This is a genomic window from Achromobacter sp. GbtcB20, from assembly GCF_019091095.1.
GTDB classification, from domain to species: domain Bacteria; phylum Pseudomonadota; class Gammaproteobacteria; order Burkholderiales; family Burkholderiaceae_B; genus Achromobacter; species Achromobacter mucicolens.
Genome location: NZ_JAGXJZ010000558.1, coordinates 1 through 269, shown reverse-complemented (window position 1 = coordinate 269; position 269 = coordinate 1). Strand labels below are relative to the sequence as shown.

At 68.4% G+C, this 269-nt stretch carries 1 protein-coding gene; it reads right to left on the bottom strand.

The genetic code is table 11. The features are described 5' to 3' along the window. Nucleotides 1-269 (bottom strand): response regulator (locus KVT32_RS30215; RefSeq protein WP_217619442.1); only part of this gene is annotated, 269 nt, incomplete at both ends.

Genomic DNA, 269 nt, shown 5'->3' with positions numbered 1-269 from the left:
TCCGCCGTAGCGCGCAACCAGCTCGCGCGGGTCGGGCCACTTGACCATGTAGTCGTTGGCGCCGGAGGCAAACGCGCGCGCCTTGATCTCCGGATCGTCTTCGGAAGACAGCAGGATGACGGGAATGTGTTCGGTGTCGCGGTTGGCGCGCAGCAGGCGCGTCACCTCGAAGCCGTCGAGGTCGGGCATGCGCAGGTCGTCCAGCACCACGGTGGCGCCGATCTCGAGCGCCAGTTCCGCCGCGCGCTTCGGGCTGGACTCGTAGCGCA